The sequence below is a fragment of the Lentzea sp. NPDC036949 genome (genome assembly GCF_055608075.1).
Genome location: NZ_JBVJRA010000012.1, coordinates 35,457 through 60,273, shown reverse-complemented (window position 1 = coordinate 60,273; position 24,817 = coordinate 35,457). Strand labels below are relative to the sequence as shown.

At 70.2% G+C, this 24,817-nt stretch carries 22 protein-coding genes, 1 tRNA gene and 1 other RNA gene; 10 read left to right on the top strand and 14 right to left on the bottom strand.

Annotated features, from left to right (window positions below; translation table 11 throughout):
• Positions 1-361: 361 nt before the first annotated feature.
• Together ACZ7CD_RS29680 and ACZ7CD_RS29675 are read left to right on the top strand one after the other, a co-directional pair.
• Positions 362-1,300, top strand: coding sequence for a hypothetical protein (locus tag ACZ7CD_RS29680; RefSeq protein WP_360397932.1), 939 nt, complete (start codon positions 362-364; stop codon positions 1,298-1,300).
• 324 nt (positions 1,301-1,624) lie between these two features.
• Entirely contained in the window at positions 1,625-3,547 is a 1,923-nt protein-coding gene (locus tag ACZ7CD_RS29675; protein WP_470371393.1) for an RICIN domain-containing protein, read from the top strand.
• Positions 3,548-3,684: 137 nt separating this feature from the next.
• Here the strand turns inward: ACZ7CD_RS29675 and ACZ7CD_RS29670 are convergent, their stop codons facing one another.
• Positions 3,685-4,536, bottom strand: a complete 852-nt coding sequence (locus ACZ7CD_RS29670; protein WP_470371394.1) for an HD domain-containing protein — start codon at positions 4,534-4,536, stop codon at positions 3,685-3,687.
• 248 nt (positions 4,537-4,784) lie between these two features.
• Between ACZ7CD_RS29670 and ACZ7CD_RS29665 the strand changes: the two genes are divergently transcribed.
• Genes ACZ7CD_RS29665 through sufU form a run of 3 tightly spaced genes read left to right on the top strand, consistent with a single transcriptional unit; the run spans position 4,785 to position 7,284 of the window.
• Entirely contained in the window at positions 4,785-5,558 is a 774-nt protein-coding gene (locus ACZ7CD_RS29665; protein ID WP_470371395.1) for a hypothetical protein, read from the top strand.
• Complete coding sequence (locus tag ACZ7CD_RS29660; RefSeq protein ID WP_470380179.1) at positions 5,555-6,859, top strand: aminotransferase class V-fold PLP-dependent enzyme; 1,305 nt, start codon at positions 5,555-5,557, stop codon at positions 6,857-6,859. The genes ACZ7CD_RS29665 and ACZ7CD_RS29660 overlap by 4 nt, the downstream gene beginning before the upstream one ends.
• Positions 6,856-7,284 carry a Fe-S cluster assembly sulfur transfer protein SufU gene (sufU, locus tag ACZ7CD_RS29655; RefSeq protein ID WP_470371397.1) on the top strand — a complete coding sequence of 143 codons (429 nt, stop codon included), beginning with the start codon at positions 6,856-6,858 and terminating at the stop codon, positions 7,282-7,284. The genes ACZ7CD_RS29660 and sufU overlap by 4 nt, the downstream gene beginning before the upstream one ends.
• 234 nt (positions 7,285-7,518) lie before the next feature.
• On the opposite strand, the gene ACZ7CD_RS29650 is transcribed toward sufU, so the two are convergent.
• The 5 genes from ACZ7CD_RS29650 to ACZ7CD_RS29630 all read right to left on the bottom strand — a co-directional run bounded on the left by ACZ7CD_RS29650 (position 7,519) and on the right by ACZ7CD_RS29630 (position 11,880).
• Positions 7,519-7,591 (bottom strand) — tRNA-Ala (locus ACZ7CD_RS29650).
• A 275-nt stretch (positions 7,592-7,866) separates the two neighbouring features.
• Entirely contained in the window at positions 7,867-8,643 is a 777-nt protein-coding gene (locus ACZ7CD_RS29645; protein WP_360397920.1) for a DsbA family protein, read from the bottom strand.
• Positions 8,644-8,689: 46 nt separating this feature from the next.
• Positions 8,690-9,976, bottom strand: coding sequence for an MFS transporter (locus ACZ7CD_RS29640; RefSeq protein ID WP_360397918.1), 1,287 nt, complete (start codon positions 9,974-9,976; stop codon positions 8,690-8,692).
• A gap of 52 nt (positions 9,977-10,028) precedes the next feature.
• A complete protein-coding gene (locus ACZ7CD_RS29635) occupies positions 10,029-10,838 on the bottom strand; it encodes a GNAT family N-acetyltransferase (RefSeq protein ID WP_360397916.1) in 810 nt (269 codons plus the stop codon).
• The gene (locus ACZ7CD_RS29630) at positions 10,831-11,880 is read right to left on the bottom strand and encodes a glycosyltransferase family 2 protein (protein ID WP_470380178.1); all 1,050 of its coding nucleotides are present in this window, start codon (positions 11,878-11,880) and stop codon (positions 10,831-10,833) included. Before ACZ7CD_RS29630 ends, ACZ7CD_RS29635 begins: the two co-directional genes overlap by 8 nt.
• A gap of 26 nt (positions 11,881-11,906) precedes the next feature.
• On the opposite strand from ACZ7CD_RS29630, the gene hrpB reads away from it, so the two are divergent.
• Both hrpB and ACZ7CD_RS29620 read left to right on the top strand, forming a co-directional pair.
• The gene (gene hrpB, locus ACZ7CD_RS29625) at positions 11,907-14,180 is read left to right on the top strand and encodes an ATP-dependent helicase HrpB (protein WP_470375521.1); all 2,274 of its coding nucleotides are present in this window, start codon (positions 11,907-11,909) and stop codon (positions 14,178-14,180) included.
• 94 nt (positions 14,181-14,274) lie between these two features.
• Complete coding sequence (locus ACZ7CD_RS29620; protein WP_458434218.1) at positions 14,275-14,877, top strand: HD domain-containing protein; 603 nt, start codon at positions 14,275-14,277, stop codon at positions 14,875-14,877.
• Here ACZ7CD_RS29620 and menC read toward each other — a convergent pair.
• From menC to ACZ7CD_RS29600, 4 genes are read right to left on the bottom strand one after another with little or no spacing between them, the layout of a single operon-like run.
• Positions 14,862-15,965 carry an o-succinylbenzoate synthase gene (menC, locus tag ACZ7CD_RS29615; protein ID WP_470380177.1) on the bottom strand — a complete coding sequence of 368 codons (1,104 nt, stop codon included), beginning with the start codon at positions 15,963-15,965 and terminating at the stop codon, positions 14,862-14,864. The two genes, ACZ7CD_RS29620 and menC, sit on opposite strands and share 16 nt — an antisense overlap.
• Complete coding sequence (locus tag ACZ7CD_RS29610) at positions 15,962-16,681, bottom strand: hypothetical protein (RefSeq protein ID WP_458434220.1); 720 nt, start codon at positions 16,679-16,681, stop codon at positions 15,962-15,964. Before ACZ7CD_RS29610 ends, menC begins: the two co-directional genes overlap by 4 nt.
• Positions 16,659-18,071, bottom strand: coding sequence for an amino acid permease (locus ACZ7CD_RS29605; RefSeq protein WP_470380176.1), 1,413 nt, complete (start codon positions 18,069-18,071; stop codon positions 16,659-16,661). The genes ACZ7CD_RS29610 and ACZ7CD_RS29605 overlap by 23 nt, the downstream gene beginning before the upstream one ends.
• 28 nt (positions 18,072-18,099) lie before the next feature.
• Complete coding sequence (locus ACZ7CD_RS29600; protein WP_360397902.1) at positions 18,100-19,044, bottom strand: GlxA family transcriptional regulator; 945 nt, start codon at positions 19,042-19,044, stop codon at positions 18,100-18,102.
• Positions 19,045-19,097: 53 nt separating this feature from the next.
• Between ACZ7CD_RS29600 and ACZ7CD_RS29595 the strand changes: the two genes are divergently transcribed.
• On the top strand, positions 19,098-20,015 hold the full coding sequence (locus ACZ7CD_RS29595; protein ID WP_470380175.1) for a saccharopine dehydrogenase NADP-binding domain-containing protein: 918 nt from the start codon (positions 19,098-19,100) through the stop codon (positions 20,013-20,015).
• A gap of 159 nt (positions 20,016-20,174) precedes the next feature.
• Here ACZ7CD_RS29595 and ssrA read toward each other — a convergent pair.
• Positions 20,175-20,547, bottom strand: a transfer-messenger RNA (tmRNA) gene (gene ssrA / locus ACZ7CD_RS29590).
• A gap of 121 nt (positions 20,548-20,668) precedes the next feature.
• Between ssrA and ACZ7CD_RS29585 the strand changes: the two genes are divergently transcribed.
• Positions 20,669-21,907 carry a sensor histidine kinase gene (locus ACZ7CD_RS29585; RefSeq protein WP_470380245.1) on the top strand — a complete coding sequence of 413 codons (1,239 nt, stop codon included), beginning with the start codon at positions 20,669-20,671 and terminating at the stop codon, positions 21,905-21,907.
• Positions 21,895-22,536, top strand: a complete 642-nt coding sequence (locus tag ACZ7CD_RS29580; RefSeq protein WP_360397896.1) for a response regulator transcription factor — start codon at positions 21,895-21,897, stop codon at positions 22,534-22,536. Before ACZ7CD_RS29585 ends, ACZ7CD_RS29580 begins: the two co-directional genes overlap by 13 nt.
• Before the next feature lie 73 nt (positions 22,537-22,609).
• Here ACZ7CD_RS29580 and smpB read toward each other — a convergent pair whose 3' ends face one another.
• From smpB to ftsE, 3 genes are read right to left on the bottom strand one after another with little or no spacing between them, the layout of a single operon-like run.
• The gene (gene smpB, locus ACZ7CD_RS29575; protein ID WP_360397894.1) at positions 22,610-23,086 is read right to left on the bottom strand and encodes an SsrA-binding protein SmpB; all 477 of its coding nucleotides are present in this window, start codon (positions 23,084-23,086) and stop codon (positions 22,610-22,612) included.
• Positions 23,087-23,116: 30 nt separating this feature from the next.
• Positions 23,117-24,019 (bottom strand): permease-like cell division protein FtsX, encoded by a 903-nt coding sequence (gene ftsX, locus ACZ7CD_RS29570; RefSeq protein WP_360397892.1) that lies wholly within the window; start codon positions 24,017-24,019, stop codon positions 23,117-23,119.
• Positions 24,020-24,059: 40 nt separating this feature from the next.
• On the bottom strand, positions 24,060-24,749 hold the full coding sequence (ftsE, locus tag ACZ7CD_RS29565) for a cell division ATP-binding protein FtsE (protein WP_030470385.1): 690 nt from the start codon (positions 24,747-24,749) through the stop codon (positions 24,060-24,062).
• Positions 24,750-24,817: the final 68 nt, after the last annotated feature.

The following is a 24,817-nucleotide window of genomic DNA, read 5'->3' as shown; positions in this document are numbered from 1 at the left end:
CACGATCCGAGCATCGCCCGGAAGCGTCTCCGTGGCATCTCCCGCCCGACTGCCGCGGCGTCCGCCCCGGCGCCGCCGGACCGCCGTCACTCAGTCGTGCGCGGACTTGACCCATACCTTCGTGGTCACCCGTCCGGGTAAGAACGGCAACGGCGCGTCACCAGCCCCCGGGGACCCCCGTCGGCACCTGTACCGCCAATGGCCCAACGGAACCCGCCTGGCCCAGTCCAGCCCATCGAGTGACGGCGACGGCACGGCGACACCCCCTCGTGCGGCGCGGCGACCGGTCGGAGACGGCGGCGCCGGAGCGTGTGCCCCACGGGGTCGCACCGGCCCCGTCACCACGACCGAGGAGTGCACCATGGCCGACGGCCAGTTCAAGACGGTCTCGATCCACATCGCACCGGACGACCTCAAGACCCTGAAGGACAACAAGTACAACCTGTGCTTCGCGAAGAAGGTGAACGGCACCTACAACGTCGTGTGGCAGTCGGCCGACAGGTACCTCTCGAAGAACACCTTCTCGTGGCAGCCGCTCTACCGGCTCTTCGGCAGCAACGGCTTCCAGGGCGACGTGGCGGTGAGCGTCTCGACCAACGACGTCGCGATCGGCCTGGGCGACAAAGCGGTCCTGGACGACGACGGCCTGCTCCACGACGCCGTCACCGGCGGCCTGAGCACGGGGATCACGCTGGTCAACCAGTACGGCAAGATCCACCCCGGTCTGTCGTCGTACTCGACGGACATCCACGGCAACGGGTCGACGACCCCGATCTACGTCGCCGAGAAGGAGATCGTCCTCGGCGAGGACGTGCTCACGCCGGCGGAGGTGGTCCAGGTGTGGTTCGAGCAGAAGATCACCACGAGCACGATGTTCAGCGACGCGCGGTCCAACTCGGTGGAGGTCGACCTCAGCTCGGCCAACTCCGCGACCCGCCTGTACAGCGGGGGCAAGTGGACGACGCCGGCCCAGTCCCAGGCGTTCGGGGTGGACCCGAAGGTGATGCTGACGATCATCGCCGGTCTCACCGCGGCCGTGGTCGTGGCCGACCTGACGATGAAGATCGCCTCGAAGCTCACCGGCGTCTACCGGGACGTCAAGGTGAACGTCACGACCACCGGCGGGAACAGCGTCAAGATCGAGTACAGCGAGCAGCCGCGCCTCTCCGGCGCCAGCCTGGTCCAGACGCAACAGCTGCTGCTGAACCCGACGGTGGTCGACCAGCTCACCGAGTTCGCCGTCGAGGCGTTCGCGCAGTCCGGGGTCGGCTACTCGTCGCTGCAGGCGCACGCGGCCTGACCCCCGGCAGCCGGCCCCTCCGCCCGCCCCGGCGCGGGGGCCGGCTGCCCGGCGCCGTCAGGTCCGCTCCAGGTGGTGCTGCCGGTGCGGCGTGGTCAGGACGTCCTGTCACTGCGCCAGGGCTTGTGCGAGCACGTCGAAAACGGCTCGGTCAACGCGTCCCAGAGGTCACTCCGGGTTGTTCGGCGGTGCAGCCGATCCCGCTGTCCCCGGCAGGCAGGTGTGACAAGGGGAGGTGACACACCTCCGGGTGACCCTTCTGGTGGGGCAGGGGCGAACGTGTTGCCATCGGTCGGGTAGTCCAGCCGTGGGAAGTGGGCAGTCATGCAGAACTGGCACTCGTTCGTGGTGAGCGACCTGTCCGAGCCGACCGGCACGAAGTTCGTCCTGGACCTGGCCAACGCCGACGGCCAGCCGTTGACGCCGCTGGTGCTCAACCCGCTGACCTCGACGCCGGCGCCGCAGGGTCCACGGCCCAACCAGCTGTGGTGCGTCGACGGCAACCTCCTGGTCAACCGGCTGAACGGCCTCTACGCGAACGTCACCGCGAACCTGACCGCGCCGGGCACGCAGGTCATCGCCTGGCACGGGAACGGAGGGGTCAACGAGGTCTTCACCCTGACCGACGGCGCGTTCATGAGCTCGCTGGGCAACGGGACGCTCGCGCTCACCGTTCAAGGCGGGTCGACCGCGGCGGGCACCCCCGTGGTGGTGGACAGCTGCACCGGGTCGCCCGCGCAGACCTGGACGCTGTGGCCGGCCTACCCGGTGCAGGGCATCCTGGGGCTGCCGACAGGGCAGTTCCCCGCCTACACCGGCGGCCAGGGCACCGCCTACGACTCGATCAACGAACAGCTCCAGCAAGCCGAGCTGCTGCCGCGCACGATGACCGTCGAGCAGTCCTACAGCAACCTCACCATCAGCCCGCTCACGCTGTCGCTGTTCATCAGCTCCTCGGCCACGTGCCCGACGGGGGTGTCGGCGACCGACTGGAGCGCGGTGGTCACCTCGCTGCAGCAGCAGCTCAGCCTGGCCGACGACATCCAGCGCCTGTTCGGCGAGCTGACCGGGTTCATCAACTCGTTCTTCATCAACAGCGAGGCGTTGCTGGACGAGCTGGGCGCGGACGTGGGCCTGGGGTCCCAGTCGCACACCGCCGCCACGGTCCTCGCCCTGGTCGAGGGCACCGTCTACACCGCGCTGTCGGCGCTGGGGCCGGTGGCCTCGGTGGTGGCGAACCTGATGAGCACGGCCTACAACGTCTACGAGACGACCACGAAGAACCCCCTGGCGACGTTCGAGGGCGCGTTCGCCGACCTGTGGGGCGCGCTGAGCGAGGCCTACACCGGCATCCTGGCGGCGGCCGGGTCCACGGAGACCTCGGTCCTGCAGAGCTGGGCCCAGATGCAGGCCTTCCAGTCGGGCATCGCCGACGGCGAGCTGAACTGGTCGGCCGAGCTGACCGGGCAACTGGTGGAAGCGGCCACGCCCGGCTACTCGCTCGCGATCATGCAGGCGCTGGTCCCGTCCCGGTACGGCAACCAGCTGTGGGCGCAGTACCCGCGGTCGCAGGGCCCGGTCGACGGTCCGCAGGGCGCGCAGTACAGCGTCGCCCTGCCCGGCGGGGTCTACGACGTGAACCTGCTGGCCTCGGGCGCCTCCTCCGGCGACTGCCCCAGCGAGGCGGCGCTGGCCGACATCTGGAACAACGGCGCGGTGCCGCAGGACGTGTTCGGCAACCAGAACGGGTGGAACCTGTACACGCACTACCAGGACTGCGACGCCAACACGCTGTACACGACGATCTGGAACCAGACCCCCGACGACCTGTCGGTGACGGCGTGGACCTGGAACCAGACGAGCTTCGTCGCCGGTGCGGCGACCCGGCCGTTGGCGGCGTGGTCGAGCATCACCTACGGAACCACCAACGAGACCACGAACACCGATGTGGGCTTCAACGTCTTCAACCCGGCCGTGTCGACGTCCACCCCGGTCGCGACCTTCCACGGGCACATGGACGTGGCGGTGCTCAAGGCGGGGAACGTGTCGGTGACGGCACAGTCCACAACAGACGACTACCAGCTGGTGAACACCCAGTGCGCCAACGGTTCTTTCCACAGCGCGCAACCGGGCCTGATCCAGATCACCGTCACCACCGACACGGTGACCAACGGCACGCCTCCGGCTGTGCAGTTGGTGACGCACCACGGCGATCGACGTGCCCCGGTAGGGTCGCCGACCCCGTAGCGCCGCTGAACCTGCTCACGGGCCGGAAGCCTTCCCGCGGACCCCGGAAAGCCTGCCGCAGGACCAGTTGACCCTTGCAGAACAGAAATTCCCGGCTCATCACACCGATTCCACTTCAAATTCGACAAAAACGCAGACTAAGCGCCCTTGACGACGAACTGCCCGTTTTCGACCGCAGCCGCGCGAACCCGCTGATACAGCTCGGTGAGCGTCGCACTCACCGACACCCGCGGGAGCTGCAGGTTGTCCAGGTCCTCAGCGGTAGCGCTCACATCCGACCACCCCTGCCCCGTCAGGTGCCGCATCAGCGCCGGGTTCAACCGGTCCACCGCCCGCACGAGCCGCGCCTCCACCGTTTCCGCTGCCTCGTGCTCGTGCCACACCGCGAGCATTTCGGAGGCAATGGGTTCCGGGAGGGAACCGAATCGTTCCTGAGCCGACTGCTCCTCCGCCAACGCCTTCTGCCGCTTGGCTTCCGCGCTGCCCTCGGCGGCACCGTCGGTGCGCCAGGCGGAGGGGTCGCCGGTGTCGATCTCGACGAGGTCGTGCAGGAGGCACATCTTGATCATCTTGTCCAGGTCGACGGGTGCGTTGAACTCGCGCTCGAACTCGTCGCGCAGGAGCCAGCAGATCAGGGCGAGGTGCCAGGAGTGCTCGGCCACCGACTCGGGCCGGTCGGGGGTCGCCAGGTTGTGCCGCTCGACCTCCCGCAGGCGCGCGGAGAACTGGATGAACGAGTACAGGCGATCAAGGGTGGAGGTCACCGGGCCGAGCGTAGAGCAATGCCGGCCACCGCGTGTTTTCTCCTGACGAGGAATGGCATAGCCCCGGTTTCCTCGATCAGCATCGGAGAGTAGTGCAGAAGACCACCCTTCCGGGGCAACGGCGTGAGAAATTCCTCGTGCACATGAATCAAGAATCACGCTGAGTCGCAAGATGGATTTCAGGCTTACCTGTTCTGACCGGAAGAAGCGGTCGGCCCAACTCAAGAACTCACTCGTCCAGCCCTATGCACATAACGGACGACAAGGACAACACAACCGCTCGTTCACAGGTCGCGCTAGCTTGGGGGAGAGCGCCTCGGTGCGCCACCAGCCTCCACTGGAGGGCAGGCGGCGAGAACGCATGCTGCCGTGGATGACAACACGAAACCGTGTCACCACGAGGGGGAATTCGAATGGCCAAGGTTTATGACGCTGAGTTTCTGCGCGCCCACTTGCCGGGTGTGTCCAACCGGGTGACGACGCTGCGCGAGTGCCTGGAGCCCGGGAGCCTGTGGCAGCCGGTGCTGCAGCTGACCATCGTCACCGACATCGACGGGGAGCCGCACGTCCTCAACGGCACGCGCCGCGCCTCGGCGAACCGGACGCACCCGAACGTGGTCAGCACGCCGACGAGCATGCTGCCGGTGCCGCTGGCCTCGGCGATCCTCGACGACAGCAAGGGCTCGCTGGAGGAGGAGCTGCCCCTGCTGCTCGACGAGGTGCGCTCCGACGACCTGCGGGTGGTCGCCCGCTACGCCGAGAACGACGTGCGCCCGGTGCCGCGCACCGCGGAGGCGCTGCCCTACGCCGTGGCCGACCTGTTGGCCCGCAAGCTGGGCTGCGGCACCGCGCTCGAGCACGCCACCGCCGAGGAACCGCTGGCCACCTGCTCGCTGTCCATGGTCGGCGGCGGGTTCAGCTACGCCGCGGACGGCGACCTGGACGAGGACGGCCTGGCCGAGCCGCTGTTCGAACCGCTGCTGATGTTCGGCGTCGTGGTGCGCTGGCAGGACCCGGCGGTCTTCCCGGAGCGGACCGAGTCCTACGACGGCATCGTCTGGACCCGGCTGCCGGACTACCAGGAGGGTGTGCGGACCAAGCGGATCGAGGCGTTCAACCCGAAGTTCGCCGAACCCGACTACATCGCCGACGCCGACGAGATCAGCGTGTGCGTGCGGGGCCTGTGCCTGCAGACGGCGAACATCATCATCGAGTCCGGCACCGTTGACCACAGGACGGTCTCATGACCGCCGTCGACCGGACACCCGCCCTCCCCCGCCTGGACTCCCGGAGCGTCCGGGCCGACTTCCCGCTGCTGACCGCCTCGGACGCGAGCTCGCTGGTCTACCTCGACTCCGCGGCGACGACCCAGCGCCCGCGCGCCGTGCTCGACGCCGAGCGCGAGTTCCTGGAGCACTCCAACGCCGCGTGCCACCGCGGCGCGCACCGGCTCGCGGAGCAAGCGACAGCCGCGTACGAGGACGCCCGCACCACCGTCGCCGCCTACCTGGGCGGGGACCCCTCCGAGGTCGTGTTCACCAAGAGCGCCACCGAAGCGATCAACCTGCTCGCGTTCTCCCTCGGCTCACCCGGCACCGGCGCGGACAGCCTGTCGATCAGGCCCGGCGACGAGGTCGTCGTCAGCGAGCTGGAGCACCACGCCAACCTCGTGCCGTGGCAGGAGCTGTGCAGGCGCACCGACGCCACCCTGCGGTACATCCCCAGCACCACGAACGGTTGTCTCGACCTCACCGTGCTCGACGAGGTGATCGGCGAGCGGACCGCGCTGGTGTCGGTGACCCTCCAGAGCAACGTCACCGGCGCGGTCACCGACACCGCTCCGATCGTGCGCGCCGCCCGCCGAGCGGGGGCCCTCGTCGCGGTGGACGCCTGCCAGGCCGCAGGCCGGATCCCGATCGACGTGCGCGCGCTCGACGTGGACTTCCTCGTGCTGTCGAGCCACAAGATGCTCGGGCCGAGCGGCATCGGCGTGCTGTGGGGCCGGTTCGACCTGCTGGAGCGGATGCCGCCGTTCCTCACCGGCGGCTCCATGATCGAGACGGTCACGCTCACCGGCGCCACCTACGCCGACCCGCCGCGCCGCTTCGAACCCGGCGTGCCACCGGTGTCGCAGGCCGTCGGGTTCGCCGCGGCCATCGGCTACCTGCAGGGCCTGGGCGAACAGCGGGTGCTCGACCACGAGGTCGAGCTGACCGGATACGCGCTCGCCGAGCTGCGGGCGCTCCCCGGCGTGCGGACCCTCGGTCCCGACGACCCAGCGCGCCGGCCCGGCATCGTCAGCTTCGTCGTCGACGGGGTGCACGCGCACGACGTGGCGCAGATCCTCGACGACGACGACATCGCGGTGCGGGCAGGTCACCAGTGCGCGTGGCCGCTGCACCGGGCCCTCGGCGTCACAGCGACCGTCCGCGCCAGCGTGCACGTCTACAACGGACACGACGACATCGACCGCTTGGTCAGCGGCGTGCGGCGGGCCCGCGAGTTCTTCGCCGCGCAGGGGTTCATCGACCTGGAGGAGCACGCGTGAAGCTCGACGACCTCTACCGGGACGTCATCGCCAAGCACTACCGCCTGCGCAGCGGCCACGGCCTGCAGGACGAGTTCACCGCGGAGGTGCACAAGGTCAACCCGTCCTGCGGCGACGAGATCACCCTGCGCCTGCGCCACCACGACGACATCGTCGACGAGCTGAGCCACGAGGTCGCCGGCTGCACGCTGAGCCAGGCGTCGGCGTCGGTCATGCACACCCTGGTGATGGAGGCGAAGACCGCGGACAGGGTCGCTGAACTGCACGACGCGGTCCGCGACTTCCTGCGAGGCACGACTCCGGAGCCGCCGGCCTCGGTCGGCGCGATGGGCGCTTTCGAGGCCGTGCGGTCCACCGGAAGCCGCGTACGTTGCGTCCTGCTTCCGTGGCAGGCCCTCACCGCTGCGCTCAAGAGCGTCAGGTAGCTGGTTCGTGGCCACGACTTGGGCGTGCCTTGTGGACGGCGAGGTGGAGGTCAGCTCGCAGGCGGTGATTGACGTGTTGCGCGAGCTGCCGACCAAGTTGGGTGTGCGCGGTCGCTGACCAAAGGACTCGTCGTGGAGCTCACGGTGAGGCGGCGTCCACTTAGGACAGAAAACAAGATCGCCCGCCGAACCTGTTTGCGCAGGTCAGCGGGCGATTCTTATGCTATCCAATTGTGGAGCTGAGGGGACTCGAACCCCTGACCCTCACACTGCCAGTGTGATGCGCTACCAGCTGCGCCACAGCCCCTTGAAGGTCCACGTTCCCGGCTGGTTTCCCTGCCGTTCTCGTGTGCCAATACCGTACAACATCGGTGCCACAAGATGAAAATCGGGGGTCCCGAACCCCCATCCGCCCTGGTAGACCCCGGTCCAACCCACCCGCAAACCCCAGTTTCACCCCAGCTCCCGACCCCCGAAGACCGAAGTGACTCGCAGCACACCCACGAACAGCCGAAGGCCAGCGAGAACGAAGACGCCCGGCCCCCACGAACGAACGGGGACCGGGCGCTGTTAGCGAGGGGCTTACTTGAGCAGGTCGGCCAGCCAGTTGTCGTTGGCCGCCATGTCCACGCGGGAACCGTTGTGCGCCACGGTCGGCGTGCCGAAGCCGCCGTTGTTCTTCAGGGCGTCGTTGGCGCTCGTCTTCGACATGAGGTCGGTGAGCGGGGCCTTGTAGGTGTCGTTCTGCACGCACGTCTCGAAGGCCGGGTCGGTGATGCCGAGGTCCTTGCCGAGTTTGATCAGCTGGTCCTTGGTGTAGCCGGGGCCGCCCTCCTCTGGCTGCTTCGAGTACAGGGCCGCGTGGAACTCGTTGAACTTGCCGGCGTCGGCGGCGCAGAGGCCCGCGTTGGCCGACAGCGAGGAGTAGCCGGCCGGCTTGGAGAGGCGGTCCAGCATCGGGAGGATGTTGTAGCGGATCTTGAGCTTGCCGTCCTCGACCGCGGTCTTGAGGTCCTTGCCGTAGATCTCCTCGAACTGGCCGCAGGCCGGGCAGAGGAAGTCCTCGTAGACGTCGATGGTGGTGGTGGCGCTGTCCTTGCCCACGACCACGACGTTGTTGTCCCGCACCGACGGCGCCGAGATGACCTTCTCGGCGGGGGCGGCGGGGATCGCGCCGTCCGTCGTCGAGTCGCCGGACTGCTGCTGGTAGATCACGTAACCGATCACGGCGACCGCCAGCACGGCCACCACGGCGATGCCGGCGATGACCTTCGTCCTGTCCCCGCCCGACTTGCGAGCCTGGGTCACCGCACGCGCGGCCTGCTTCCGTTTCCGCGCACTGCGCTCTGCTCCACCCACGGGGGCGAGGGTAGCGATCCAGGCTGAAAAGAACCTGAGTACGCGCTCACGCTTCCGGGTGGCGTGGTTTGCCGCCGACGCGTTCGCCCAGTGGGACCTCGGCCGTTTCGTCGAGGGCGCCGCACTCCGGTGCCACGGCCGCGGCCGTGTGCTCCTCCTCGTGTGTGGGCAGGGTCTCGGGGGCGATGAGCCAGAAGACGACCGACAGCAGCAGTGCCGCGCCGGTGACGGCGAACGAGGCCTCGAAGCCGAAAGTGTCGGCGAGGACGCCCGCGGAGATCGGGCCGATGATGGCGCCCAGGTCGGTCACCATCTGGAAGCCGGCGAGCACGGGGCCGCCGCGGCCGCGGGCGCCCATCACGTCGGCGACGACGGCGTTCTGCGGCGGGTTCAGCAGGCCCGCGCCCATGCCCGCGATCAGCGAGGCGGCCATGAAGTCCCAGGTGCCGGTGGTGAAGCCCATCCAGATCGTGGTGACGCCGCTGACCAGGAGGCCCGCGATGGCGACCGGCTTGCGGCCGCGGGTGTCGGCGATGCGGCCGGAGAGGAACAGCATCGCGGCGTTGCCGGCGGCGAACACCGACATCGAGATGCCGGCGACGGCGGGGCTCTGCTCCAGCGCCTCGATCACGAAGACCGGCACCAGCGAGATGCGCACGCCGAACACGGCCCAGCCGTTGGCGAAACCGGAGGCCAGTGCGGCGTGGTAGGCGCGGTGGCGCATGGCGTCCATGAACGGCATGTGGTCGGCGCCGCCGGACTTGTCCAGTGCCGCCAGCGTCGACTTCCGCAGGAAGAACCAGACCACGAACGCCGCGACGCACAGCAACGCGCCGTACGACACGAACGGCACCCAGAGACCCAACGGCACGAGACCGGCGCCGACGATCGGGCCCGCCACGTTGCCGACGAGGAACCCGGCCGCCCACATGCCGGAGGCCCGCCCGCGCATGGGCGCCGGGGTGATCCGGATGAGCAGCGCGAGCGCGGCGACGGTGAACATCGTCGACCCGATGCCCGCGAGGGCCCGCCAGCCGAGCATCTCGAAGTAGCTGCCGGAGAACCCGGCCATGGTGGTGCCGGCCGCCACGATCAGGATGCCGACGATGTAGATGCGCGGCTCGCCGAACTTGTTGACGAGGATGCCGCTCAGCGGCGCGAACGCCAGCCTGACCCCCGCGAACACGCTGATCAGGATCGCGATGGCGGTGTGCCCGACCCCGAACGTCGCCGCGAACACCGGCAGTACCGGTGCCACGATCCCGAACCCGATGGCGATGATGAAACTGGCCGCGACCAGTACCCAGACCTCTACCGGCAAGCGCTCGCGCACCCCATGCCTCCCTTAGCCCCGCTAAGGATATGTCACGCGGCAACTAAACACTTCAATCGAGCAGCTCATCCACCCTGCGTACGTATGCCGTCACGGGATACATCGCGACGAACCCGCACGCCTCGGCGAAGCGCTCCCCCGGACCCTCGTCGACCTGGGAGGCCACCAGCGCCGCACCGGCCGAGCGCAGCGCGGCGACCGCGGAGACCACCAGCGACCGCCCCACGCCCCGGCGGCGACGGGCCGGTCGCACCACGCACTGCTCGACCAGGCCCACGCCGCGCTCGGCGAAGCCGGAGGCGAACCCGCCGATCCGCTCGCCGTCGTCCACGACCAGCAGCAGGCACCGCGGGTCGTCCAGCCGGTGGCCGAGCCACTTCTGCAGCCGCGCCCGGTTGCCCACCAGCTCGTCGGACAGCAGCTCGACGATCCCCGGCAGGTCCGCGTCCTCCGCCCGCCGCACCCCCTCGGCGACGACGGCACGGCCGCGGTGCACCACGGTCTGCAGCTCCTCGACCGCGTACCAGCCGGAGTCGTCGGCGATGCCCTCGATCTCGTCCACTGTCGTCGGTGACGCGTAGACCACGGCCTCGGCCCGCCCGACGTCCGCGAACGTCTGCTCCAGCCGCAGCAGCGTCGAGGCGACCTCCACCGAGGACCCGTCGAGCGCGCAGCCGAAGTTGCCGGTGGGCAGCGGGTTCTCCCGATTGATCACGACGGCGGCGCAGCCGACCCGCCCGACCTTGCCGTACCGGACGGCACCGGACGCGAGCCGCGCGCCCTCGACGAGGATCGCGAGCGACCGCGACTGGTACGGGTCGAGCAGGTCCGGGTCGTCCGGGTCGCGCAACGGGTCAACCAACGCGGCGGTCCTTCCACCTCGCGCCGGGTCGCAGCGCACAGTCCAGCAGGAACACCCCGATCGTCGCCCATGCCAGCGGTGCCAGCACGGCGGAGGCCTCCGGCTGCCCGACGCGCTTCACGAACTCGCGGTGCGACGCGGCCTGCGCGGCCCAGGCGAGCCACGACCACGGCGAGCGCCACCGCAGCACCGGGACCAGCCCGTACGCGAGGTGCAGCAGCCCGGCGGCGGCCAGCAGCGGCCGTGCCCGCGCCCCGAACATGTCGCGGAACGCCGGCTGGATGCTCTTGCGCAGCGACCGCCAGGTGTCCCCGAACGTGTCCAGGCCCGAGGTCGTGAGCAGTGCCGACGCGTCGACGAACCGCACGAACCCGCCGGTGTCCCTGATCAGCGTCGCCATGCCGACGTCGTCCGCGTGGTTCCCGGCCAGCGCCTCCCAGCCACCGGCCTTCTCGAACGCGGGCCGCCGCACGAGGACGCAGTGCCCGACCGCGAGCGCCGTCGGGCCCTTGCCGTCCGGCGGCGAGCCCTCGAACACCAGCGTGTTGAACGCGGGCAGCAGGAACCACCACGCCGGCCCGGTCCCCCGCCCGGACGACGAGATCAGGTCCGCGCCCAGCTCGGACGCCGTGGCCACGAGCCGGCCAGTGAGGTCAGGTGCGCAGGTCATGTCCGCGTCGACGAACAGCAGCCACTCTTCGTCCCGCACGGCCTGCGCGCCCAGGTGCATCGCGTGCACCTTGCCCGCCCACCCGGAGGGCGGTCCCGGCGACGTGACGACCTCGGCGCCGTGCGCGAGCGCGACCTTCGCGGTCGCATCCGCGGAGGCGTCGTCCACGACCACCACGCGCACCCCCGGCTGTCCGACCAGGCCGGGCAGCAGCGACGGGAGGGTGGCCTCCTCGTCGCGCGCGGGGACCACGGCCAGCACGGAGGCGGTCTTCGAGGACTCCGACACCATCGGCACGTGCTTCCACTGCGCCACGTTCCGCGCGGATCGCAGTGCGGACAGCACTCCGGACACCACACCCAACAGCACCATGCCACCACCCTGACACACTCAGGAACGTGCACCTGCCCGATCTCCCGGTGAAGTCCGTCCTGCCCGAGCTCCTGCGCACGCTGGAGGACCACGGGTCGGCGGTCCTCGTCGCACCGCCGGGCACCGGCAAGACCACGCTGGTGCCGCTCGCCCTGCCCGGCAAGGTCGTCGTCGCCGAGCCGCGCCGCATCGCCGCCCGCGCCGCCGCCGCGCGCATGGCGAGCCTGCTGGGCGAACCGGTGGGCCACACCGTCGGCTACTCGGTCCGCGGTGACCGCAAGACCAGCAGGCACACCCGCATCGAGGTCGTGACCAGCGGCCTGCTCGTCCGCCGCCTGCAGCACGACCAGGAGCTCACCGGCGTCGGCACGGTGCTGCTCGACGAGGTCCACGAGCGCCACCTCGACGCCGACCTGCTGCTCGCGCTGCTGCTGGACGCCAAGGCGGGCCTGCGGCCGGACCTGAAGCTGCTCGCCACGTCCGCGACCGTTGCCGCTCAACGGCTCGCGGACCTGCTCGGCGACGCACCCGTCCTGCACACCGCTGCCCGCACGTTCGACACGGCGATCACCTACGTGCCGCCGAACCGCAACGAGCGCATCGAGAACACCGTCGCACGCGCGATCAACAAGGCCTTGTCCGAAGTGGACGGTGACGTGCTCGCGTTCCTGCCCGGCGTGCGCGAGATCAACCGCACCGCGAGCCTGCTGAACGCCGACACGGTGATCTTGCACGGCCAGCTCAAGGCAGCGGTCCAGGACGCCGCCCTCACACCGGGTCAGCGGCAACGGGTCGTGCTCGCCACCAGCATCGCCGAGTCCAGCCTGACCGTCCCCGGCGTCCGCGCCGTGGTCGACGCGGGGCTGGCCCGCGTCCCCCGCGTCGACCACCGCCGCGGTCTCGCCGGTCTCGCCACGATCCGGGTGTCGCAGGCCGTCGCCGACCAACGCGCCGGTCGCGCCGGGCGTGAGGCTCCCGGCCGGGTCTACCGCTGCTGGCCGGAGCACGAGCACTCGACGCTCCCCCGCTACCCCGAACCGGAGATCCGCACCGCCGACCTGACCCGGCTCGCGCTGGAACTGGCGGTGTGGGGCACCCCGGACGGCTCCGGCCTGAACTGGTGGGACGCCCCGCCGGAGGGTGCGCTGAAGGCCGCCCAGGAGACGTTGCACTCCATCGGCGCGCTGGAGGACACCGAGCGCCGGGACCGCATCGCGAGCGCCGGCCTGCACCCGCGCCTGGGCCGGGCGTTGATCGACGGCAGCGCGCTCGCGGGCAACCGGACCGCCGCCGAGGTCGTGGCGCTGCTCGACGACAGCTCCCACCCGAGCACGACCGACCTGGCGACCGCCCTCAAAGCCCCGGGAAAGTGGCGCCAGGAGGCCAAGAAGCTCGAAAAGCTCGGCACGAACCCGCACGGCAACGGCGATCCCGCCCTCGTGGTCGCCCTCGCCTACCCGGAACGGCTCGCGAAGCGCCGGTCCAAGAACAGCACCGTCTACCTGATGGCCAACGGCACGGCGGTCGAGCACGACAACGCGCACTCCCAGTGGCTCGCGGTCGCGATCGCCGACCGCGAACCGGGCAGCAAGCACGGCCGCATCCGCCTCGCCGCGCCCGCCGACGAGGAGCTCGCCGTCACGGCCGCCCAAGCCCTCGTGCACACCGAGGACGACATCCGGTGGGAACGCGACGTCGTCGCGAACAGCGTCCGCAAGCTCGGCGCGATCACCCTGGACGAACGCCCGCTCAACGACCTGGCCAAGTCGCAGCAGGCACTGCGCATGGGCCTCGAAGCCGAGGGGCTCGGCCTGCTGAAGTGGACCGACGCCGCCAAGCGCCTGCGCGAACGCATGGCGTTCCTGCACCGCACCCGCGACTGGCCGAGCGTCGACGACGAGAGCCTGATCGGATCGCTCGACCTGGGGAAGGCGAAGAAGCGCTCCGACCTGGCCAAGATCGACACCGTGCAGGTGCTGCGGAACCTGCTGCCGTGGCCGGAGGCGGCGGAGCTCGACCAGCTCGCCCCGGAGCGCATCGGGCAGGGCAAGGTCGACTACACCCAGGACACGCCCGCGCTGCACGTCCGCATCCAGGACGCGATGAAGTGGGCCGACACCCCGAAGATCGCGGGCGTCCCGGTGGTCGTGCACCTGCTGTCCCCCGCCGGCCGCCCGACCGCGGTGACCAGCGACCTCAGGTCGTTCTGGCGCAACGGCTACCTGCGCGTGCGCAGTGAGCTCAAGGGCCGCTACCCCAAGCACCACTGGCCGGAACGCCCCTACGACAAGAGCAGGTGACCGTGGCGCACACAGCGATCTTCCCGCTGCCGGAGTTCCAGCCAGAGGGCGGCAGCAGCGCCGCCGCGGACGTCGTCGAAGAGGAGCTGGCGCGGTGAGGCGGATCTGGGACGACGCGGTCCGGGCACTGGGCGGCACACCGGACGCGGGTGACCTGGTCGAACGCTACGCCGAGCCGCACAGGGCCTACCACAACACGTTCCACGTGGCGTCCGTCGTGCGCGACTCGTCGGAGCTCGCGGACGCCTTCGCGTTCTCCGTCGAGGAACGGGCGGTCCTCACCCTCGCCGCGTGCGCGCACGACGTGATCTACGACGGGCGACCGGGCGAGGACGAACGGGCCAGCGCGCTGTGGGCCCGCGAACGCCTCGCGGGGCTGGCGGAGGAGCACGTCACGCGCGTGGAAGCGTTGGTGCTGGCCACGATCACGCACTCGTCCGACGACCCGCTGGCGCACGTGCTGCTGGACGCCGACCTGGCGATCCTCGGTTCCGAGCCCGAGCACTACGAGCGCTACCGGCAGGCCGTGCGCCGCGAGTACGCGCGCTACGACGAACCGGCGTGGCGCGCGGGCCGGGCGAAGGTGCTGAAGGCGTTGCTGGAGCGCGAGGACCTGTACGTCACCGAGCCCGCGCGGCAGCGGTGGGACGCCGCCGCGCGGAGCAACCTGGCCCGCGAGCTTCAGTCCCTGGCGTAGAGCACGCGGGTCGCGGTGGTGAAGCGCCGCAGCACCTCTCGAACCGGCTCGACCCCGATGCCCGGCCCGCTCGGCACCTGCATGAACCCGTTCCGCAGCTCGAACGGTTCCGTCACGTCCTCCGCGAAGTAGCGGCGCGACGCCGACACGTCACCGGGCAGCGTGAAGCCGGGCAACGCGGCCAGCGCGAGGTTCGGCCCGCGCCCGACACCGGTCTCCAGCATCCCGCCGCACCACACCGGGACCCCGTTCGCCACGGCGACGTCGTGGATGCGCCGGGCTTCGAGGTAGCCGCCGACGCGGGCGGGTTTGACGTTGACGATCCGGCACGCGCCGAGCGCGATGGCGGTGGCCGCGTCCCTGGCCGAGGTGATCGACTCGTCGAGGCAGATCGGTGTGCGGAACCGTTGTGCCAGCAGGGCGTGGCCGCGGAGGTCGTCTTCTTCCAGCGGCTGTTCGATGAGCAGCAGGTCGAACTCGTCGAGCCGGCGCAGGTGGTCGGCGTCGGCGAGGGTGTACGCGGTGTTCGCGTCGACCTGCAGCAGGACGTCGCCGAAGCGCTCGCGGACCGCGCGGACCGGGTCGACGTCCCAGCCGGGCTCGATCTTGAGCTTGATCCGCGCGTAGCCCTCCGCCAGGTAGCCCTCGACGTCGTCGAGCAGCTCGGGGACCGAGTCCTTGATCCCGACCGAGACACCGGCGGGCACCCTGTCGGTGGTGGCGCCCAGGAACGTGCCGATCGGCATCCCGAACGAGCGCAGCTCGGCGTCCAGGACGGCGGTCTCCAGCGCGGCCTTGGCGAGCTTGTGGCCCTTGACCGCGTGCGTCCTCGGCCCGACCTCGGCGGCGGTGACCTCCGGTGTCACGCGGGGCACGAGGTGGTCGGCCAGCACCAGCTCCGCCGCGGCGACGAACTCCGAGCAGTACAGCGGTTCCGGATCGGCGGCGAACTCCGACCAGCCCTCCGCGGTGTCCGTGACGACCCGCAGCAGGAACGTGTCCTTCGTCGTCATCGTGCCGAACGACGTGCGGAACGGCGACACCAGCGGGATCGCGACGTGCAGCAGCTCGACCCGCTCGATCCTCATCCGGCCACCTCCAGCTCGTACCAGCCGTCGCGGGACATCGAGGTCGCGACGTACCCGCGGTCGAAGGCGTCCAGGAACACGTCCCGCACCGCCGCGCGCCACTCCTGCGCCTGCTCCGGCGCTTCCTTGCGCACCCGCACGACGTCGGCCGGCACCCGGCACCAGATCCGGTCGCCGTCGGTGCGCCGCAGCGGCCCGCCGTCCGGGGCGGTCGCCGTGACCTCGCCGCGCGGTTCGGACTCGTGCGGCTCCCGCGCGCCGGTCAGGTCCCACCGCACGGTGAGCCGGTCGGACTCACCGGTGTTCACGCCGTCGTTCATCGGCCCGTAGAAGTCCACCGCGTACTCGGTGACGACGGCGCCGAGCTTCACCAGGTTGAACCGGGCGTTGCGCGCCACCAGCGGGTCGTAGGTCCAGCGCATTGACCGCGCGCCCAGGCCGACCGCCCAGTCGCGTTGCGCGAGCTTCAACGGCAGCCCGGCACCGGGGCGGGCCGCGGCGATCATCGAGTACACCGACCCGTCCGGGCAGAACAGCCCGGTCGTGGCACCGACCAGCTCGTCGCCGTCGAACGCGCCGATCGTCGCGCCGCCCGCGTGCCGGATGCAGTGCAGCGTCTCGGTGGACAGCACGTCGAGGCTCGTCTCCCAGACGTCGGCGTAGTACCGCGCGACGCGGGCGATGCCCGGGACGTCAGTGATCGCTCGAAACCTCAAGGCGGGCCTTCCGGACGCTGTAAGCGAAGTAGATGACGAACCCGAGCGCCATCCAGGCGAGGAACGCGACCCAGGTGTCCAGGCCGAGGCTGAACATCATGTAGACGCAGAACGCGAGCCCCAGCAGCGGCGTGACCGGCGAGAACGGCACCCGGAAGCTGCGCGGCCGGTCGGGCTCGGTGCGCCGCAGGATGATCACGGCGATGTTGACCAGCGCGAACGCGAACAGCGTGCCGATGCTCGTGGCGTCGGCCAGCGACCCCAGCGGCACGAGCGCGGCGAGCACCGCGATGAACAGGCCGACGACGACGGTGTTGATGAACGGCACCCCGGTGCGCGGGCTGAGCTTCGCGAAGATCGACGGCACCAGCCCGTCGCGCGACATGGCGTACAGGATGCGCGTCTGTCCGTAGAGGACGGTCAGCACCACGGACGTCGTCGCCACCACGGCGCCGATCGAGAGCAGGATCGGCCAGATGGCACCGTCGACGTTGTCGGTCAGCACCCGGCTGAGCGCCGCCTCGGTGCCCTCGAACGCCTGCCACGGCATGGCGCCGACGGCGGCGAGCGCGACGGCGCAGTACAGCGCGGTGATCACGACGAGCGAGATGATGATCGCGCGCGGCAGGTCGCGCTGCGGGTTCTCCGCCTCCTCACCGGCGGTGGAGGCGGCGTCGAACCCGATGTAGGAGAAGAACAGGGTGGCCGCGCCCGCGCTCATGCCGGCGAGCCCCAGCGGGAACAGCGGCTGCAGGTTGCCCGCCTTCAACGCCGTGAACGCCACCGCGCAGAACATGACCAGCGCGCCGATCTTCACGTACACCAGGACCGTGTTCGTCCGGGCGCTGCCGCGCGCCCCGCCCAGCAGCACCAGCATCGAGATGACGACGACGAGCACGGCCGGGACGTTGACGATCCCGCCGTCACCCGGCGGCTGGCTGAGCACGTCCGGAATCCGCAGCCCGGTGACCAGGTGCAGCAGCTCGTTGACGTATTGGCCCCAGCCGACCGCGACCGCCGCGACGGACACGCCGTACTCCAGCACGAGGCACCAGCCGCAGACCCAGGCGACGATCTCGCCGAGCGTGGCGTAGGTGTAGGAGTAGGAGGAGCCGGACGCCGGGATGAGCCCGGCCAGCTCGGCGTAGGACAGCGCGGAGAACAACGCGGTGATGCCCGCGAGCACGAACGAGACGACGATCGCCGGTCCCGCCAGCGGCACGGCCTCGCCGAGGACGACGAAGATGCCGGTGCCCAGCGTCGCGCCGATGCTGATCATGGTGAGGTGGCCGACGCCGAGCGTGCGCCGCATCTCGCTGCCGGGATGGGTCAGCTGGTCGATCGGCTTGCGCCGCAACACCCGCGCCCCGATGCGCTGTCCGTTGCTCATCCGGCCAACATAACGCCCTGCTCGGGGACTACCTGCCACCCACCGGCCGGAACGTGCGGCGGTATGTGTCCGGCGGCACACCCACGGTGCGGTGGAAGTGCCGGCGCAACGTCGTCGCCGTCCCCATCCCCGCCGCCTCCGCGATCAGGTCGACGCTGTCGTCGGTCAGCTCCAGCAGCTCCTGCGCGCGCCGGATCCGCCGCATGTGCAGCCACTGCAACGGGGTGGTGCCGGTGACGGTGCGGAACAACCGGGTGAGGTGCCGCGAGCTCATACCGGCCTGCCTGGCCAGGTCCTCGACGGTGAGCACCTGGTCGAGCCGTTCGCTCGCCCAGTCGAACAGCTCGGTCAGCGGGTGGCCCTCCTCGGCGGGCACCGGGGCGAGCACGAACTGCGCCTGACCACCGTCGCGGTGCGGTGGGACGACCAGCCTGCGCGCCGCCGTGTTCGCCGCCGCCGCACCGTGGTCGCGGCGGATCAGGTGCAGGCTCAGGTCGATCGCCGCCGCCTTGCCCGCCGCGGTGAGCACCTGGCCGTTGTCGACGTAGAGCACGTCCGGTGCGACCTCCACCCGCGGGTACCGGCGGGCGAGCTCGTCGGCGTGCGCCCAGTGCGTGGTGGCGCGGAGCCCGTCGAGCAACCCCGCCTCCGCGAGCACGAACGCGCCCGTGCACAGCGAGGCGATCCGCGCGCCCTTCGCGTGCGCCACCCGGACCGCCTCGATCAGCCGCCGGTCGACCGGCCCCTCCCAGTCGGCTACCGCAGGCACGATGACGGTGTCCGCCTCGTGGAGCCGGTCGAGCGGCAGGTCGGGCTCCAGCGTGAACCGGCCGACGCGCACCGGCCCGTCACCGCAGACGACCACCCGGTAGCCGAGCTGCGGCGCGGTGAAGATCTCGTAGGTAGCGGTCAGCTCGAAGTGCAGCATCCCGTCGGTCACGGCGAACGCGAGCATGTCCGGAATTGTACGCATCGTGTCGTTCCAGACACTGGGCAGCGAGCGCCGCCCTGGCTTGAATTGCCGTCATGGGACACCACATCGCGGTCTACGGCGCCTCCGGCCTCACGGGCCGGTTCATCCAGGCGGAGCTGGAGAAGCGCGGCTTCACGCCACTGCCGTTCGGCCGCGCGCAGGCCACCGCCGACGACCCCGCCGCTCTCGACCGGGCGCTGACCGGTGCGGACGCGGTGGTCAACGCGGCCGGTCCGTTCGCCGTGACGGCGCTGCCGCTGATCGCCGCCGCCGAACGCGCCGGCATCCCGTACGTGGACGTGGCCGCCGAGATCGAGGCGAACGCCGACACGTTCGCCCGCGGTGCCGCGGTCCCGGTCGTGCCCGCGATGGCGTTCTTCGGCGGCTTGGCGGACCTGCTGGTCACCGCCGCGATGGCGGACTGGCCCGACGCGTCCGAGGCGCACGTCGCCTACGGCCTGAGCGGCTGGCAGCCGACGCCCGGCACGCTCGCCGCCGGTGCGGTCTCCCACGACCGCCGGGGTGGTCGGCGGGTCCGGTTCCGCGACGGCCGGCTCGAGCACCACGACACCGCGCCGCTCACGTCGACCTGGGACTTCCCCAGCGGGCCGCGGGAGGTGGTCGGTGAGTTCTCGATGGCCGACATCGTGACCGTGCCCAGCCACCTGGCGATCCCGTCGGTGACCTCGTACATGTCCGTCACCGCGGCCCAGGCCCTGGCCGCCGCCACTCCCCGCTCCGAACCGGAAACCTTCGAGGTGGACGTACGCGTACGCCGGGGTTCGGAGGAACGCCGCTTGTCAGTCGCAGGCCGCGACATCTACGCCGTCAGCGCCCCTCTGGCCGTGGAGGCGGTAGACCGCCTGCTCACCGGCCGCTTCCACGTCACCGGCGTCGCCTCGGCCGGCGCAATGTTCGACGCCGAGGACTTCCTGTCCACACTCTCCGACGTCTTGCCGCTGTCGGCCTAAGGCCACTCAGCGCCGACCCTGCTCGGGAGCCTGCGCGATGGCACTCGGGGTGTGCGTGAGGGCGCTCAGCGCCCGAACTGCTCGGGGGTCTGGGGGTCGCCCCCAGATGAACACCCGGAACGAGAAACGGCGAGTGCTCTCCACGAGCACTCGCCGTCCGAGTGGAGGTGCCGGGAATCGAACCCGGGTCCTGTGGCGGTTCATCAGGGCTTCTCCGTGCGCAGTCCGCTCTGCCTCTGCTTGACCCCATCAGTCACGCGGACGAGCTGATGTGACGGGCCCAGTCGCTGTGAGTTTCCCGAACAGTCCCCGCGACCGGGAATGCAGGTAAGCCCTCTAGCTGATGCCGGACTCTAGGCCGAAGGCACTCCTAGGCCGACAGCGTTGCTACTCGCCTCAGGCGGCGAGAGCGAACGCGCGCTTGTCGTTAGACGTGGCGCTTATTGGTTTGCGATGACGCTTGCGGTGGTCTCTCGCCTGCACCGGCACGCTTCCCCTGAATCAACGTCCACAGTCGAAACCGTTCACCCCCTCGTCGTGGTGCACCTAGCATAACGGCCGCTGCCACCGAGTTCTTCCCGAGGCAGGTAGGGCTGTCCCCACCACCGGCTGACTGGTTGGCCGCATGGTCCCTGACCAGCGACAACGACAACATGGACGTCATGAGGAAACCGAACGCGCTCGCAGCCGGGTTCTACTTGCTGACCAACCTGGTGACCGGCATCTTCTGGTTCACCCTCACCGTCGTGCTCACGGTCGTCGGGTTCTCCCTGTCCGTGCTGTGGGTGGGCCTGCCGATCCTCTGGCTCGCGATGCAGGCGGTGCGGGCCGGCGCGACGGTGGAACGGGCGTGGGTCGGTGCGGCGCTGCGCACGGACATCCCGGTGCCCTACCGGGCCCGGCAGCCGGGCACGCTGTGGCAGCGGTGGAAGGCCCAGTTCACCGACCCCGCCACCTGGCGCGACTTCGGTTACCTGCTGCTCCTGCTGCCGGTGGGGGTCCTGGAGTTCGGCGCGGTCCTCACGCTCTGGACGGTCGTGGCGGCGTTGGTCGCGGTGCCGTTCTGGATCAGCTACGCGCCGTTCGCGGTCGTCGTCGGCGAGCTCTGGACCATCGACTCGTTCGCCTCGGCGTTGCCGATCGCGGTGCTCGGGCTGGTGTTGGTCCCGTTCGCGGTCATGGGCACGAAGGCGCTCGGCGCGCTGCACGGCCGGTTCGCCCGCGCCATGCTCGGACCGACCCGTGCCGACGAGCTGGCGGTCGAGGCGGAACGGCTGCAGTCGAGCCGGGCGCGCGGGGTGGAGGCGGCCGAGGCGGAGCGCCGGCGCATCGAACGCGACCTGCACGACGGCGCGCAGCAGCGGCTCGTGGCCGTGGCGATGGGGCTGGGCCGGGCGAAGTCGAAGCTGGACAGCGACCCGGAGGGCGCGGCCGAGCTGATCGCGGAGGCCCACGCGGACGCCAAGCTCGCCATCAAGGAGCTGCGGGACCTGGCACGCGGCATCTACCCGTCGGTGCTCGGCGACCGCGGTCTCGACGCGGCGCTGTCCGCGCTGGCCGCCCGCGTGCCGATCGAGGTGGACCTGCAGGTGGACGTCGACCCGCGGCCGCCGACGGCGGTGGAGAGCGCCGCGTACTTCACCGTCGGCGAGGCGCTCACCAACATCACCAAGCACTCCACCGGCACCAGGGCGACCGTGCGGGTCAACCGGATCGACACGGGCGTGCTGGTCGAGGTCACCGACAACGGTCAGGGCGGTGCGGAGCTGAAGGCGGGTGGCGGGCTCGCCGGGCTCGCGGACCGGGCTGCGACCATCGACGGTGTGGTTGTCGTCGTCAGCCCCGCTGGAGGGCCGACCGTGATTCGAGCGGAGTTGCCGTGCGCGTGGTGATCGCCGAGGACTCGGTGCTGCTGAGGGAGGGCGTGCAGCGGCTGCTCGCCGACGAGGGCATCGACACCGTGGCGGCGGTGGAGAACGGGACCGACCTGCTGGACGCCGTGACCGAGCACCGGCCCGACCTGTGCGTGGTGGACGTCCGCATGCCGCCGACGTTCACCGACGAGGGGCTGCGCGCGGCCATCGAGTGCCGCCGCCGCCACCCCGGGCTGCCGGTGCTGGTGCTGTCGCAGTACGTGGAGGAGCGCTACGCCGTCGAGCTCCTCGCGGGCGGTGCGAGCGGGGTCGGCTACCTGCTGAAGGAACGGGTGGCCGACGTGAAGGAGTTCGTCGACGCGGTGCGGCGGGTCGCCGACGGCGGCACGAGCATCGACCACGAGGTGATCACGCAGCTCATGGTGCGCAGCAAGAAGAGCCCGGTCGACTCGTTGACTCCGCGCGAACGCGAGGTGCTCGGCCTGATGGCGCAGGGCCTGTCGAACACGGCCATCGCCGGCACGCTCGTGGTGTCCGACGGCGCGGTGGAGAAGCACGTCGGCAACATCTTCGCGAAGCTCGGCCTGGAACCGTCGAACTCCGAGCACCGGCGGGTCCGCGCCGTCCTCGCCTACCTCGACAGCTGAGGCGAACGCCGGAACGCCCGGCTCCCGCGGTGCGGTGGGCCGGGCGTTCTCGTCGGTGCGGTGGTGGACGGCGTCAGTAGCGGCCCTTCAACGCCCGCCCGTGCGCCCGTGCGATCTCACGGTTCGCGTCGCGCTTGGCGATGTCCTGGCGCTTGTCGTAGGACTTCTTGCCCTTGGCGAGGGCGAGCTCGACCTTGACGTAGCCGTCCTTGAAGTACATCTGCAACGGGACGAGCGACAGACCGGACTCCTTGGTCTTGCCGATCAGCCGTTCGATCTCGTGCTTGTGCAGCAGGAGCTTCCGCTTGCGCCGGACCTCGTGGTTCGTCCAGGTGCCCGCGACGTACTCCGGGATGTGCAGCGCGTGCAGCCAGATCTCGCCGTCGTCGACCTGGGCGAAGGCGTCCACGAGGGACGCCCGTCCCATGCGCAGGCTCTTCACCTCGGTGCCGACGAGCTGAATGCCCGCCTCGTAGGTGTCCAGAATGGCCCAGTCGTGCCGAGCCTTGCGGTTCGACGCGATGACCTTCTGCCCGCGTTCCTTGACCATGGCGACAACTCTACGTGGTCGGTAAAACTCTTAAAGCCGCACGTAGAGCCGCAGCGTGACGTAGCCGGTCGTGGCCGAGATGAGGATCGCGACCAGGAACAGCCACGGCGAGACTATGAGGATGTCCAGGTAGCCGACCGGCGGGATGATGCCCGACTCGGTGAGGTTGCGGGTGATGCGGTCGAGGAAGAACGCCTTGAACAGCACCAGGCCGGCGACCGCGGTGACCGCGCCGATGATGCCCGCGACGACCGCCTCGATGAGGAACGGCAGCTGCGTGTACCAGCGGGTCGCGCCGACCAGGCGCATGATGCCGACCTCGACGCGGCGGGTGAACGCCGACACCTGGATGGTGTTCGAGATCAGCAGCAGTGCCGCGAACGCCTGGATGAGCGCCAGGATCAGCGCCACGTCGCGGAAGCCGTTGAGGCCGTCGAAGAACCGCTCCAGGAACTTGCCCTGGTCGTCGACGCCCTTCACGCCCGGCTTGCCCTCGAAGGCGTTCTTGATGACCTCGGTGCGTTCCGGGTCTTCGAGCTTCACCCGGAACGTGGCCGGGATGGCCTCCGGCCGGGCGAGCTTGAGCAGCTCCGGCTGGGCCTCGAAGATCTGCTTGAAGCGCTCGAAGCCCTCGTCGCGGTTCTGGTACACCACGGACTCGACGCCGGAGGTCTGGTCGAGCTGGGACCTCAGCCCCGCGCACGGCTGCTGGGTGCAGTCCTTGTCGTTGGCGCTGACGTCGTTGGTCAGCAGGACCGAGACCTCGAGCTTGCCCGCGTAGTTGGCCTGCATCTTGTCGACCATGCGGACGACGAGCAGGCCACCGCCGAGCAGCCCGAGCGAGATGGCGGTCGTGAGGATCATCGCGATCGTCATCGTGACGTTCCGGCGAAGTCCGGTGACGACCTCGCTGAACACGAAGCTGGTACGCATCGGGGGCGGGGTTCCTTGGGGGGTCGGGGATTAGGAGCGCTTAGCGGCCGACGCCGTAAACGCCGCGCGCGTCATCACGGACGACCTTGCCGTACGACAGCTCCACGACCCGGCGGCGCATCGAGTCGACGATGCCGTGGTCGTGGGTGGCCATGATGACGGTCGTGCCGGTGCGGTTGATCCGCTCCAGCAGCAACATGATGTCCTGGCTCGTGTCGGGGTCCAGGTTTCCGGTGGGCTCGTCGGCGATCAGCACCAGCGGGCGGTTCACGAACGCGCGAGCGATCGCGACGCGCTGCTGCTCACCACCGGAGAGCTCGGTGGGGAACCGGTCCTCCTTGCCGTCGAGGCCGACCAGCTGCAGCACCTCCGGCACCACCTTGACGATGGTGTTGCGGGGCTTGCCGATGACCTCGAGGGCGAACGCGACGTTCTCGGCGACCGTCTTCGTCGGCAGCAGGCGGAAGTCCTGGAACACGCAGCCGATGGACTGGCGCAGGCGGGGGACCCTGCGCCGCGACATCTTGGCGACGTCGAAGTTGGAGACGTAGACGCGTCCCCTGGTCGGCACCTCTTCGCGCAGCAGCAGGCGCAGGAACGTCGACTTGCCGGACCCGGAGGGCCCGATCAGGAAGACGAACTCGCCCTTCTCCATCTCGACGGACACGTCGTCGAGCGCGGGACGCGTGGAGGTCTTGTAGACCTTGGAAACGTGTTCGAGACGAATCACGAGGCGCGAGTCTACCCATGGCCGCGGTAAAGCCCCCGTTCCGGTTAACTTCCAGCCCCGGAAAGGCG